Source organism: Halomonas sp. HL-93, from assembly GCF_900086985.1.
Lineage (GTDB): Bacteria > Pseudomonadota > Gammaproteobacteria > Pseudomonadales > Halomonadaceae > Vreelandella.
This window is the reverse complement of record NZ_LT593974.1, coordinates 763,401-775,342: the sequence shown is the minus strand read 5'-3', so window position 1 is coordinate 775,342 and position 11,942 is coordinate 763,401. Positions and strand designations below refer to the sequence as shown.

At 56.6% G+C, this 11,942-nt stretch carries 11 protein-coding genes and 2 tRNA genes; 2 read left to right on the top strand and 11 right to left on the bottom strand.

Translation table 11 applies throughout. The features are described 5' to 3' along the window. Positions 1 to 7: 7 nt before the first annotated feature. The gene (gene bamC, locus GA0071314_RS03470; protein WP_074395336.1) at positions 8 to 1,003 is read right to left on the bottom strand and encodes an outer membrane protein assembly factor BamC; all 996 of its coding nucleotides are present in this window, start codon (positions 1,001 to 1,003) and stop codon (positions 8 to 10) included. 82 nt (positions 1,004 to 1,085) lie between these two features. Next, positions 1,086 to 1,970 (bottom strand): 4-hydroxy-tetrahydrodipicolinate synthase, encoded by an 885-nt coding sequence (gene dapA, locus GA0071314_RS03465; RefSeq protein ID WP_074395335.1) that lies wholly within the window; start codon positions 1,968 to 1,970, stop codon positions 1,086 to 1,088. 252 nt (positions 1,971 to 2,222) lie between these two features. Between dapA and GA0071314_RS03460 the strand changes: the two genes are divergently transcribed. Next, positions 2,223 to 2,696 (top strand): peroxiredoxin, encoded by a 474-nt coding sequence (locus GA0071314_RS03460; RefSeq protein WP_074395334.1) that lies wholly within the window; start codon positions 2,223 to 2,225, stop codon positions 2,694 to 2,696. A 59-nt stretch (positions 2,697 to 2,755) separates the two neighbouring features. Here the strand turns inward: GA0071314_RS03460 and GA0071314_RS03455 are convergent, their stop codons facing one another. Next, the gene (locus tag GA0071314_RS03455) at positions 2,756 to 3,859 is read right to left on the bottom strand and encodes an AI-2E family transporter (protein ID WP_074395333.1); all 1,104 of its coding nucleotides are present in this window, start codon (positions 3,857 to 3,859) and stop codon (positions 2,756 to 2,758) included. Then, a complete protein-coding gene (locus GA0071314_RS03450) occupies positions 3,856 to 4,119 on the bottom strand; it encodes a sulfurtransferase TusA family protein (protein ID WP_074395332.1) in 264 nt (87 codons plus the stop codon). The genes GA0071314_RS03455 and GA0071314_RS03450 overlap by 4 nt, the downstream gene beginning before the upstream one ends. A 150-nt stretch (positions 4,120 to 4,269) precedes the next feature. Here GA0071314_RS03450 and GA0071314_RS03445 point away from each other — a divergent pair, with 150 nt between their 5' ends. Next, positions 4,270 to 5,727 carry a M48 family metalloprotease gene (locus GA0071314_RS03445; protein WP_074395331.1) on the top strand — a complete coding sequence of 486 codons (1,458 nt, stop codon included), beginning with the start codon at positions 4,270 to 4,272 and terminating at the stop codon, positions 5,725 to 5,727. Positions 5,728 to 5,787: 60 nt separating this feature from the next. Here the strand turns inward: GA0071314_RS03445 and nadA are convergent, their stop codons facing one another. From nadA to GA0071314_RS03410, 7 genes are all read right to left on the bottom strand, one after another. Further along, positions 5,788 to 6,816: a quinolinate synthase NadA gene (gene nadA, locus GA0071314_RS03440; protein WP_074395330.1), complete on the bottom strand. Its 1,029-nt coding sequence runs from the start codon at positions 6,814 to 6,816 to the stop codon at positions 5,788 to 5,790. A 246-nt stretch (positions 6,817 to 7,062) separates the two neighbouring features. Then, positions 7,063 to 7,138, bottom strand: a tRNA-Lys gene (locus GA0071314_RS03435). Between the two features lie 40 nt (positions 7,139 to 7,178). Continuing rightward, positions 7,179 to 7,254 (bottom strand) — tRNA-Lys (locus tag GA0071314_RS03430). Positions 7,255 to 7,357: 103 nt separating this feature from the next. Further along, on the bottom strand, positions 7,358 to 8,221 hold the full coding sequence (gene rluB, locus GA0071314_RS03425) for a 23S rRNA pseudouridine(2605) synthase RluB (protein ID WP_074395329.1): 864 nt from the start codon (positions 8,219 to 8,221) through the stop codon (positions 7,358 to 7,360). Beyond that, positions 8,208 to 9,026, bottom strand: coding sequence for an SMC-Scp complex subunit ScpB (gene scpB, locus GA0071314_RS03420; protein ID WP_074395328.1), 819 nt, complete (start codon positions 9,024 to 9,026; stop codon positions 8,208 to 8,210). The genes rluB and scpB overlap by 14 nt, the downstream gene beginning before the upstream one ends. After that, positions 9,023 to 10,021, bottom strand: coding sequence for a segregation and condensation protein A (locus tag GA0071314_RS03415; RefSeq protein WP_074395327.1), 999 nt, complete (start codon positions 10,019 to 10,021; stop codon positions 9,023 to 9,025). The genes scpB and GA0071314_RS03415 overlap by 4 nt, the downstream gene beginning before the upstream one ends. Before the next feature lie 109 nt (positions 10,022 to 10,130). Beyond that, positions 10,131 to 11,939 carry a DEAD/DEAH box helicase gene (locus GA0071314_RS03410; protein ID WP_096300400.1) on the bottom strand — a complete coding sequence of 603 codons (1,809 nt, stop codon included), beginning with the start codon at positions 11,937 to 11,939 and terminating at the stop codon, positions 10,131 to 10,133. Positions 11,940 to 11,942: the final 3 nt, after the last annotated feature.

Here is an 11,942-nt window from a genome sequence, read left to right as displayed (position 1 = left end):
CATTGAATTAACGTAAATAGCCGGCTACACGCTCAAGAAGCTCGCGTTGATCGTCTTCACTGAACGAGCGGTCGCTTGCGTTAACTGCTCGCAGAACCGAACCATTGCCATCAGGTTGAAGCTCCAAACGTATTTCTTGAGACATGCGACGTACATCCGCGCTAAACACAATCTGAAGGGGGTTACGATTGCGTTCCTTTTCAGTCATGTATTCAACAGTGAACGAGCGATTATCCGGATCAGAAGCCAGCAGATCACGCTCCCCTTCCTGGTCAAAATCGAGCTCCAAGTAGTGATTCAACTCAGCCCAAACCCGCTCAACCGGATGCGAGACTGCCACTAGCCAATCATCACCTTGTTGACGAAGCGCTACCTCGTCACTGTCTTCCAGGCGCTGGGCATTTAATGAAGAAGATGACGCATCAGAAGAAACAGAAGAGGCGCTTCTGTCATCCAAGTAGGTGGCTAATGCATCTATGCAGCTGTCCATGCTCTGGCCACCACGTTCACAGCGAATTTCACTGCTTCCCTCGCGCAGAGCGCTTTGCAAGCGGAGCTCAGCCTGCGAGGTGACCAGGATGCCTTCAGAGGAACGGCTTTCCTGAACATCCAAACCACGCGCTTGTGCGAAGCTTTCCAACTGCGTCCATACGCTACTCGGTTCAGCGTCTACCACCAACCACCGCTGGTCGCCGATTTCACGAACTTCGACGTAATCAGGCGACAAGCCACTCCCCACGCCGAGTGGCTGAGGTGGCTGTACCTCGGCGACGTCATCCTGTTCGCTTTGATTGGCAACGTCGGGTACCGGCAGCGCATCACGGTAGCGTTGGGTATTGCGGGTATCGGGCAATACCAACGGTGACGCGGGCTTGGCGTCTACATAGTCCAAATTGCGATCATGGTAGAAGCCTTCATCGCGGGCGCAACCAGCAAGCGTTACGGCCGCCACCAGGGCCAGCGGTATCCATTTAAGCGCACGTTTTTCAAGCACAGAGCTCATTAAGCCACCTTAACAGTCAACAGATCGGTCACCTGGCGCTATGAAGCATTACCTCGCCAGGTAGCAAAGGGTCTTTTGCGGGTTATTCTTCAACTACCCCCGCGAGTTGTAGGGCTTCACTGACCGTGGCGTGGTACTTTTCCGACAGCCACGTCAGCGGCAGGCGAATACCCGCGTCGGCATATCCCATTCGATGTAACGCCCACTTTACCGGAATGGGATTGGACTCAACCCCCAGATTGGTATGCAGAGGCATCAAGCGCGTATTGATTTGGTGTGCTCTATCCGCATCGCCCGCTACCGCAGCGGCGCATAATTCATGCATCGCGTTCGGGGCGACGTTAGCCGTTACCGAAATATCGCCATGCCCACCCATTAGCATGAAATCACAGGCAGTGGCATCGTCACCCGAATAGAGCATAAAATCACTGCCCTTGAGGCGAATGATCAGATCCTCGGCACGCTCCAGGTTGCCCGTTGCATCCTTCAAGCCAATAATATTCTTGACTTCAGCCAGCCTTACGACGGTTTCATTATAGAGGTCTGAACAGGTCCGGCCGGGCACGTTATAGAGGATCACCGGCAGTTTGCTGCCCTCGGCCACGGCTTTGAAGTGCTGATACAAGCCCTCTTGGGTAGGCTTGTTATAGTAAGGACATACGGATAAACAGTAATCAGCGCCAACTTCGCCCGCATAGCGTGCCAGCTCAACAGCCTCCGACGTGGCGTTGGCCCCGGTGCCAGCAATTACCGGTATGCGCCCGTTTACTTCCTCGACCACACTGCGTATTACGTCGAAGTGCTCGGCAAATGACATGGTCGTCGGCTCACCGGTGGTGCCCGCCGCCACAATCGCATCGGTACCGTTTTCGAGATGGAAGTTCACCAGACGACGAAGCGCCTCCCAGTCGATGTCGCCATTGACTTTCATCGGCGTCGCCAGGGCGACGATGCTGCCTGTGATCATCCGTATTTCCTCACCTGCTAAAGGGTTAAATCAAGCGTCTATGACTCACGAGATAAGGAGCCGAGTTAATGCATGACGCAGCCTGCCATCATCTCAACAGGAATCCACAAAGGGCAAATGGTACTCAGGCGGCTCGACCCTGTACAGCGGAAAGCGCGGCAAGTTTTGACCCAAAGATGTTTTCTCCTTTGACATGCACCACAAGCTTGCGTGTAATCGCCCTTGAAAGCCACTACACATTAGGAGCTTTATATGTCTATTGACGTAGGCCAACCGGTCCCCGATTTTTCGGCACCGGCAACGGGTGATACCACCCTGACGTTATCCGAGCTTCGCGGCAAGCAGGTCGTTATTTATTTCTATCCCAAAGCCAGCACACCGGGTTGTACCACCGAAGGCGGCGATTTCCGCGACCGCAAAGCCGACTTTGATGAGGCTAACACGGTAATTATCGGCGTTTCGCGGGACGGCTTACGCGCCCAGGAGAACTTCAAAGCCAAGCAGGATTTTAACTTTACGCTGGTGTCGGATAAAGACGAAACCGTTTGCCGATTATTCGACGTTATCAAACTCAAAAAGCTCTACGGCAAGGAGCATTGGGGCATTGAGCGAAGCACTTTTTTAATTGATAGCGAAGGCAAGCTCGCTCAAGCCTGGCGTGGCGTCAAAGTGCCCGGTCACGTCGATGAAGTGCTCGCGACGGCTCAGGCACTTAACGCGCGTTAAACCACCCTACCCATCCGCCAGGCGGATGGGTAGACACCAAGCTAGCGAGCTGTCTTCCCTTACAGCGACTCTTCGTTGACGAGAACATGGTGACGCTCATCGCGCCCTTTCATCCCCCGCGGCCACGCATGCACCAACGCCTTCAGCAGCGTGGCGAGCGGAATGGCAAAAAACACGCCCCAGAACCCCCATATCCCGCCGAAGAATAACACTGCCACAATCACCGACACCGGGTGAATATTGTTGGTTTCCGAGAATAGTACCGGGGCGAGCACGTTGCCATCCAATGCCTGAATAACCCCGTAAGCAACCAGCACGTAAGCAAACGACTCGCTTAGCCCAAAGTGAAACCCGGCTACCGCCGCGACGGGAAGTGTCGCGACTGCCGCACCGATGTAGGGGACCAGTACAGAAAAGCCAACCAATACAGCTAGCAGTGCGGTGTATGGCAATTCAAAGAACGAGAATGTAATAAAGGTGACGATGGCGACAATAATAATCTCGATAAACTTGCCACGAATATAGTTGGCTATCTGATCGTCCATTTCACGCCAGATACGCGCCATCAAGGTGCGCTTCTGTGGCAGTAACGACAGTGTAAAACCGACTAGCGCCTCCCGGTCCTTAAGCATGAAAAAGACCAAAATAGGTACCAGCACCAGATAGATAATCAGCGATAAAATATTGCCCAACGATGCCAGCGACAACGTCAACGCACGCTGGCCCAACTGACTTATTTCGCGGCTGGCGACGCCAATCCAGTTTTGCATTTGGTCCGGGGTAATCAGGTTGGGATAGCGCGACTGCAGCTCATCCAGCCAGCTCTGCCCGCTTGCAAACATCCGCGGTGTTTCCTGCACAAGGCCAATCAACTGATTCCATATTAGCGGCAGCAAAATAAACGCCAAGGCCAGCAACACGCTGACAAACGCAAGAAAAACCACTATCACCGATAGTAAATGAGGAATGCCACGGCGGGTCAAGGCCCCCACCATCCCCTGGAGCAAAAACGCGATGACCAACGCGGTAAAAAAAGGCGCCAGCATACGGCCAAACCAGATGACCGCGGCAAACCCAGCGATGAGCACTACGAGTAGAATAAGGGCTTCTTCATCCGAAAAATAACGATCCACCCAACTTTTCAGGATCGCACGCATAGTCATGAGTGTTCACCTTCAGCCTTACGAAGCCAATAGTAGTAAATATCTCCGTGCTGTTCGCGGGCTTCCAAGCAATGCGAGCTCTGTTGGGCAAAGGCTTCAATATCGCGCCATGAGCCCGCATCAGTGGCACGCACTTCCAGTAACTGGCCAGGGGCAAGCCCCGCCAATGCCTGCTTGGCCTTTAGCAACGGCAACGGGCAGTGAAGCCCGCAGGCGTCAAGCACGGTATCGGGCTGTAAGCGCGTTGTTTGTTCCATCATTCTTATCCCCTTAAAAAAGACCCTGCACGTATCAGCCATTGTTGCATAGACTGTGCAGTATTCTCTGCGCACTTGATTTAACGGCACTTCACATCGTGAATCAATGTCATAGGTAATGACTCAGCGCTTTCCATCACCGATGAGGATGCCATGCCGCGATTTTGTATCGTCTCTGCAGGCTGGACGCGCGCCTTAGCGCTCGCCTGTAGCACGTTGTTAATACCCCTGCCTGCCGTAAGTAACGAACAGTCGTTACCCAGTCTAGGCAGTTCTTCTTCGTCGGCTAGCAGCGAAGAGTACCGGCTCGGCCGCGCTTGGCTACGCCAATTCCGCGCTCAGGCCCCCCAATGGCAGGACCCGATTGCCAACGATTATTTAAACAGCCTGATTAATCGGTTAGCCCCGCATAGCCAGTTGGGCGACCTGGACGTCACCACCGTCATGGTCGACCACCGAACGCTCAATGCATTTGCTGTCCCCGGTGGTGTCATCGGCATCAACGCCGGGCTATTCGCCTTTGCAGAAGACGAGGGAGCGTTTGTATCGGTCATCGCCCACGAACTGGGGCATCTTTCCCAACGCCACTATGCGCGCGGTAGTGAGCGTGCTGAACAGACACAGCTTCCCGCTATGGCCGGCATGCTGGCCGGACTACTGATCGCGGCGGGGGGCGGCGGTAATGCAGGCATTGCCACCGTTATGGGCTCTCAAGCAGCTCTCATTCAAGACCAGCTTACCTACTCGCGCCGCTATGAGCAGGAAGCAGACCGCGTGGGCCTTCAGGCCATGGCCGATGCCGGCTACGACCCTGAGGCCATGGTGGGCATGTTCCGCACCCTGCAGCGCATGGCCAGTCTCCAAGGCGGTACGCCCCCGGAGTTTTTATTGACCCACCCGGTGTCGGAGTCTCGGCTAAGTGACGCCCAATCTCGCGCCGCCCAGATGAATATTGCCTCAGCCTACTCAAGCGACACGCTCTACGACATGATTCGCGGCCGTGCGTTGCTGCAGATCCATCAACAGTCTCCCCAGCAGGCCAGCTCTCGCCTGGCTCAGGAAGATGCCGATGAGACTGCACAACGCTATGTAGCCGCCTTAGTGGATGCCAAGGGCGGGCGAGTCGATAACGCGCTACAAGCGCTTGATCAACTAAGCGATGAACAGCCAGACCTTGCCATGCTGCCTGGCTCGGCGGCGGACGTTGCACTTCAGGCACAGCGTTACGATGAAGCGATCCAACGCAGCCAGCAGTTGCTGCGCTTAATGCCCAACTACTTACCGGCCCAACTGGTGCTGGCCGAGGCGCAGCTTCAGCGGGATCCTGACGCGGCCTACGATGTCCTACGCGACGTCACCTCACAACATCCTGAAAATCCGCAAGGCTTTAATCTGCTATCAGAAGCCGCTGGCCGCAGCGGACGCAACGGCTGGGGCCATTTGGCACGCGCAGAATATCTTCAGTTGACCGGCCGCATGGATCGCGGCATTCGCCAGTTGGATATTGCCGAAGACGCCGCCGAGCGTGAAAACGACCAACAGGCGCTGGCACGCATCGAACAGCGGCGCAAAGATTTCATGGACTATCGCGAGGCCTTGGAACAGTTTTAGGCGCTACAAAACAATGTGCGCACGGCGGGGCTTTAAAGCCAGCCGTGCGAGGTCAGATAGCTAGGCGTTGAAATTCAGCATTCGCTCCAGCGGCTTGAGTGCCTGCTGACGCAGTGCATTATCCACGAAAACTTCACCGCTGCCTTCACGCAATGCACCCGCGAGATTATCAAGGGCATTCATTGCCATCCACGGGCAATGCGCGCAGCTGCGGCAAGTAGCGCCATTACCCGCCGTCGGCGCCTCAAACAGCGTTTTGTTGGGCACCGCTTGCTGCATTTTGAAGAAGATCCCGCGATCGGTTGCCACAATCAATTGTTCGTTAGGCAGGCTTTTGGCGGCGTTGATTAATTGGGATGTTGACCCCGTCACATCAGCCAACTGGACCACCGGCGCGGGTGATTCAGGATGAACCAGTACAGCGGCATCCGGATAAAGTCGCTTTAGATCTTCGACGCCTTTCGCTTTGAATTCCTCGTGGACGATGCAGGCGCCATCCCACATCAGCATATCGGCACCGGTTTTATTCTGAATGTAGCTGCCCAGGTGTTTATCAGGCGCCCAAAGAATTTTTTCGCCTTTTGCCTGGAGATGCTCGATGACGTCGACGGCAATAGACGACGTCACTACCCAATCGGCACGTGCTTTAACGGCCGCCGAGGTATTGGCATAGACCACCACGGTGCGATCAGGGTGAGCATCGCAAAAGGCGCTGAACTCATCGGCGGGGCAGCCGATATCCAGCGAGCAGGTAGCCTCTAACGTCGGCATCAGGACGCGTTTATCCGGCGACAGGATTTTCGCCGTTTCCCCCATAAAGCGCACCCCGGCCACTACCAGCGTAGTGGCGTCATGGCGCGCACCGAAACGGGCCATTTCCAGCGAATCAGCCACACAACCGCCGGTCTCTTCCGCGAGCTGTTGAATGGCATCATCGGTGTAATAGTGCGCCACCAGTACAGCGTTGTGCTGTTTCAGTAGCTGTTTGATTTCCGCTACGCGCGCCTGATCTTCGGCGGGAATGCGGGTCGGGCAGTACGGGCTGGGGAGCGGAGCATCAAGCTCGGCTTGGGAAGTCATAATAGTCATCGTGTCTACCACTGTGACGAACAGGGTATCCCCCTGTTAAACACCAGTCACGGCGTATGCGCTCCGCACGCGCCGCTCTCGATGGCAAGAACCGCTGCGTCTTTCGCGATGGGCCTTACCGGTATTCATCGTTAATAAGACCATTTTGGCGGGAAATGGTTGCCGACGGCAAGCCCAATTATTAAGCCCCGACAAATCGCTCATAGCAAAACACCCCTGGCAGCGAACTGCCAGGGGTGTTGAATTTGGTGGGTCGTGCAGGATTCGAACCTGCGACCAATTGATTAAAAGTCAACTGCTCTACCAACTGAGCTAACGACCCGGCGCTCACGCGGCGGTGGCAAATGATAATACAGTTCGGCTGGTGGGTCGTGCAGGATTCGAACCTGCGACCAATTGATTAAAAGTCAACTGCTCTACCAACTGAGCTAACGACCCGCCCGAACGGATGCATATCTTACGGACGAGCTACGCTATCCGCAAGTCTTTTTTGAACTTTTGCCTCAACCGCTGGCCGACTCACACCTGTATTAAACAGCCCTTAACGCCGTTTGGGCTTGCGCATCGCTTGCACCGGACGACGCTTGTTTTTATCGCGGCTCCAGCGGTTTTTCTCGTCTGGCGTAAGCTCAGGCACTTTGCGAGTTTCAAGTTGAGCAAGCGCGGCAAGATCATCCACCTCATCCTGAGAAAGCTCAACCCATTCGCCCGCTTTAGCGCGCTTATCAAGGAAGATATTGCCGTATCGGACCCGTTTCAAACGACTTACTGTCAGTTCCTGTGATTCCCAAAGGCGACGGACTTCGCGGTTACGACCTTCCAAAATGACCACGTGGAACCAGGTATTAATCCCTTCGCCACCAAACTCTTGCACATCGGTAAACCGGGCGGGCCCATCTTCCAGCATTACGCCGTCGACCATGGCCACGATATGCTCGCGCTTAACCTCGCCCATCACCCGCACCGCGTATTCACGCTCGACTTGCGTCGAGGGGTGCATTAAGCGGTTAGCCAGTTCGCCGTCAGTGGTGAAGAGCAAAAGCCCGCTGGTATTGATATCCAGACGGCCGATGGCAATCCAACGCTCGCCTTTCAAGCGCGGCAACCGATCAAACACGGTACGACGGCCTTCGGGATCCTTGCGGGTGCACAACTCGCCTTCCGGCTTGTTGTACATGATCACCCGGCGGGGTGTTTCGTCTTCTGCTCGCAGTGTTACCAGCCGGTCGTCAACGCTGACTTTGTCGCGTGCTTCAACGCGATCGCCCAGCTTGGCGACCTGATTGTTAACTTTGACGCGGCCATCCGCAATGACGGTTTCCATCTCACGCCGCGAGCCGAATCCGGCACGGGCAAGTACTTTTTGCAGCTTTTCGCTGGTAGGGGGAGTATTACTCTGACTCATGGTCGTCTGACCTCTCATCATGGGTCTGCGTGCGCGCACCTTGATCACTGGAGCGCTGCGCACGTGCCGTCAAGCGTGCCTCTAAATCGGCAAAGCTCAGCGGCTGGGTTAACGCCGTCTCGGCGTGCGTATCGGCGCTATCGGCCGTTTCGGGTGGCGCATCCTGCACGGTTTCAGGCGTGTCGTCCAGTCCTTCTTGCGCTTCAGGCGTCGGAGGGGCCTGCAGCAGGGGTTGCTCGTCGTTTTCGCCAAGCGTATCTTGCCAGTCGGCTTCCCCGCTAACCAGCTCGTGCATCGGCGGCAGCTCATCGAGCGTTTTTAACCCAAAATCATCCAGAAAGCTTCGCGAGGTGGCATACACCGCAGGCCTTCCCGGCACATCGCGATGCCCGACTACTCTTACCCAACCACGCTCCATCAGCGTGCGCATGATCGAACTGCTAACGCTAACCCCACGCACATCTTCAATATCGCTGCGGGTGACCGGCTGCCGATAGGCAATCAGTGCCAGGGTTTCGAGCAGCGCCCGGGAGTAGCGCTGCGGTCGCTCGTCCCATAGACGGGATACCCACCGGGATAGCCGCGGACGAATACGCAGTTGATAACCTGAAGCGGTTTCAACGAGCTCAAGGGCACCTTGCCTGTGGCGTTCGTCCAGACGTGCCAGCACCTCGCGCAGCTCGTTTTTTGATGGGCACTCACCATCCAGAAACAGCGTTTCCAGGCGCTCCAGGGGCAGCGGTTCACCCGCCGCCAATAACGCGGCTTCGAGTATCTCGTCCAGTGCCGAGTTGACTTCTCTCATGGCGTTTCCCTATCGGCGGGCTCATCTGCCCGGCGCGACGCTTGCTCGTCGGTGCGCGCTTCAAACGCGCTTTCTTCCAGACTATTCTCGCCAATGTCATCCATCTCAAACGCGCCTTCAGGATCATCGTGGTCGTTTATGGCCGCAGGCCTTGCGCGCACATGGATCGGTGAGAGCGGCGCGTTTTGCACGATATCGATCATCGCCTCTTTGGCCAGTTCTAAAATCGCCATAAACGTCACCACCACGCCAGCCCTACCCTCTTCCAAGGTAAACAATGCAGCGAAGGGGATATAATGCGGCGCGGCGCCCTCTCCGCTGAGCTGTTCCATGATCGCGAGCATCCGTTCACGGGTGGACAATACCTCCCGGCTTATATGGTGGGCCTGGGTAAGCTCGGCGCGCTTGAGAATATCGGCCAGCGCGCCCAGCAACTCGTCCAGCTCGACCGGCGGATGAATGACCCGCGCTTCCAGCGGTGGCAAACCCGCCTGCACGCTGAACCAGTCGCGGCCCACCCGCGGCAGGGTATCCAGCGATTCCGCGGCTTCCTTGAGGCGCTCATATTCTTGCAGGCGTCGGATTAACTCTGCTCGCGGATCCTCTTCCTCCTCGCCTTCCGCTTTAGGCGGGCGGGGGAGTAGCGTGCGCGATTTAATCTCGGCCAACATAGCGGCCATTAGCAGGTACTCACCCGCTAACTCAATTTCCATGGCCTTCATCAGTTCCACATATTCAATGTACTGATGGGTAATGGTGGCTACATTGATGGTCAGAATATCCAGGTTCTGGCGACGAATCAGGTAAAGCAGGAGATCCAGCGGTCCTTCAAACGCCTCCAAAAAAACGCGCAGCGCTTCCGGGGGGATGTATAAATCCTCCGGCATCTGAGTGATCGGTTCGTTAAATAGCCGCCCCAGTGCTTCGGCCACCGGCGCTGTGTCCGAGGTGTCCGTGCTTAAGAGGGGAGCATTAGCGCTTGGCGTCTCGCTCACGCGGGTCGGTTTCCTTGGTTAATCACGCGGGTTAAATAGCATCGTTGTCACCTAGTTCATACAAAGCGCAGTGTAACAAAGTCACTGAGCGACGTGACCTGGGGCCACTTTACCCCGCTTCCGCGGCTTTGCGGTAGCGTCCATGATAATCAAACAGCTTATCGCGAAGCTGCCAGTGACGACCCACTTTACGGCCGACCACAAAATCGGGATGGCGCAGGCGCCGCTGCTCGCTGACCACCTCTTGGGGCGTGACGGGCTGCCAAGGCGTTCCAGGCGCGCGCAAGTGGTCGCGCATAAAGGCGATGTAGAACGCGCGACGCTGGGCCGGCGTCTCAAGCGCAAACCATTCCGCCAAGCTCGCGCCGTCCTCATCATAGTAGGTGACTTTGAGGCGTGGTAAGCCCCGCCCGTTGGTGGTGGCTTCCAGCGCCATACCGCTGACCCTTAGCACCTTGGCATCTTTCAGCTTTAGGGCATCCTTAAGCTTGTTATCAGCGTCGACCAGCAGCGTCTCGCAGCCATGACATCGGCGGGCGGCAATATCGTTTTCCGCGCCGCATTCGCCGCAGACTTTAAAGCGGAATCGAAAGTCGCACTGGCGACGCTTGCCCGCCTCATCCTCGATCAACCCCTGGCAGCGGCGGCCAAAGTGCTCGATCACCAGCTCACCGTCGCGCTTGCCCCAAAACAGGTTGGCATGGCCGCAAGCGGGGCATTCCACCTGAACCGGCTCGCTATCGCTATCCGGCTTAGGTTCACCGACTTCCGGCGCATACAGGTCCCAAGGGTTGCCCGCGTAGTCGAGCACCAGGCAATCCTGCTTGCCGGGAGACAGGCGCAGCCCCCGCCCCACCATCTGCTGATACAGACTGACCGACTCGGTAGGCCGCAAAATCGCAATCAAGTCAACGTGTGGAGCATCGAACCCGGTGGTCAGCACGGCCACGTTGACCAGGTATTTAAGCGTTTGGGCTTTAAAGGCGTCGATAATTGCCGTGCGGTCCTGAGAGACAGTGCCTCCAGTAATCAGCGCCGCTTGCCCCACCGGCAGATAGCCCATGATCTCTTCCGCATGGGCCACGGTGGCGGCAAAAATCATCACGCCCTGGCGCCCCTCCGCCAGCTCGACGACCTGGCGGATAATGCCCGGCGTGGCGCGACTGCCCGCCACCACCTGGTTCAGCGCCGCCTCGCTATAAAGACCATTAGCTGACGGCGCTAGACGCGAAAAATCATACCCTTCGACCGCCATATCGCGCCGTTTGGGTTCGGCCAAATAGCCTTGCTTGACCATTAATCTAAGTGGCTGCTCAAACACGCAGTCACGAAAGAAACAGTCATCTCTACCTTTCACCATGCCGTGATAATGGCGGTGATAGATGAACCCCTGGCCCAGGCGATAGGGCGTTGCCGTAAGGCCAAGTATTTTAAGCTGTGGATTTTGCTGCTGCAGGTGGTCGATTACCTGGCGATAGCTGGCGTCCTCATCCAGAGAAATACGATGACATTCATCAACCACCAGCAAGGTGAAGCGGCCATCGGCAAAGCGATCCAGGTTGCGCACCACCGACTGCACCGAGCCGAACACCACCTGCCGCTGGGCGTCCTTGCGCTTGAGTCCGGCGCTAAAAATATCCGCCTTCAGACCGTAGGCCTGGTACTTGGCGTGGTTCTGCTCGACCAACTCACGCACGTGGGCCAACACCAGCACACGGCCCCGCGCCAGCCGGGCGAGTTCGGCGATCACCAATGACTTGCCGCTTCCGGTCGGCAATACCACCACCGCCGGCTCGTGGGAGGCACGAAAATGCGCCACCACGCGGCTAACCGCCTGGGTTTGATAAGGCCGCAGTGTGGGTGTTGCAGGGCCAGCGCCGAAAGGCGGCCCGCAGGCCGCCTTTTCAGGGTGTGTCATCAT

What these genes read in the sequence shown, in the direction of transcription:
- GA0071314_RS03450 (WP_074395332.1), bottom strand. Translation starts at nt 4,119, where the DNA reads ATGATGGAACAAACAACGCGCTTACAGCCCGATACCGTGCTTGACGCC.
- GA0071314_RS03445 (WP_074395331.1), top strand. Translation starts at nt 4,270, where the DNA reads ATGCCGCGATTTTGTATCGTCTCTGCAGGCTGGACGCGCGCCTTAGCG.
- nadA (WP_074395330.1), bottom strand. Translation starts at nt 6,816, where the DNA reads ATGACTATTATGACTTCCCAAGCCGAGCTTGATGCTCCGCTCCCCAGC.
- GA0071314_RS03410 (WP_096300400.1), bottom strand. Translation starts at nt 11,939, where the DNA reads ATGACACACCCTGAAAAGGCGGCCTGCGGGCCGCCTTTCGGCGCTGGC.
- dapA (WP_074395335.1), bottom strand. Translation starts at nt 1,970, where the DNA reads ATGATCACAGGCAGCATCGTCGCCCTGGCGACGCCGATGAAAGTCAAT.
- bamC (WP_074395336.1), bottom strand. Translation starts at nt 1,003, where the DNA reads ATGAGCTCTGTGCTTGAAAAACGTGCGCTTAAATGGATACCGCTGGCC.
- GA0071314_RS03455 (WP_074395333.1), bottom strand. Translation starts at nt 3,859, where the DNA reads ATGACTATGCGTGCGATCCTGAAAAGTTGGGTGGATCGTTATTTTTCG.
- rluB (WP_074395329.1), bottom strand. Translation starts at nt 8,221, where the DNA reads ATGAGTCAGAGTAATACTCCCCCTACCAGCGAAAAGCTGCAAAAAGTA.
- GA0071314_RS03460 (WP_074395334.1), top strand. Translation starts at nt 2,223, where the DNA reads ATGTCTATTGACGTAGGCCAACCGGTCCCCGATTTTTCGGCACCGGCA.
- scpB (WP_074395328.1), bottom strand. Translation starts at nt 9,026, where the DNA reads ATGAGAGAAGTCAACTCGGCACTGGACGAGATACTCGAAGCCGCGTTA.